Source organism: Gilvimarinus sp. 1_MG-2023, assembly GCF_030548285.1.
Genome location: NZ_JAUOSC010001205.1, coordinates 1 through 260, shown reverse-complemented (window position 1 = coordinate 260; position 260 = coordinate 1). Strand labels below are relative to the sequence as shown.

Genomic DNA, 260 nt, shown 5'->3' with positions numbered 1-260 from the left:
GTGCATGACTCCGTCTTGGCAGTTCACGCCCTCAGTCCGCGCGGCTTTGTAAAGATCCAGCTTTTCAGAAACGAGGTAGTGCAGGCCGTGGCTGTCGGCCCAGCTGCCGGACACCATGAAGCACCAGCACCAGCACCAGCAACAGCACCGCCAGCCAGATAGGGACATACATCCACAGATCCGCTGCAGCAAAGGGCTCACCCAACAGCAAGGCCACCACAAACAGCAACAGCGGTTCGACATAACCCAACATACCAAAC

Annotated in this window: 1 protein-coding gene; it reads right to left on the bottom strand. The window is 57.7% G+C overall.

Annotated features, from left to right (window positions below):
* Positions 1-64: 64 nt before the first annotated feature.
* A partial coding sequence (locus tag Q4563_RS20685) for a hypothetical protein (RefSeq protein WP_303605852.1) occupies positions 65-260 on the bottom strand: 196 nt, incomplete at its 5' end.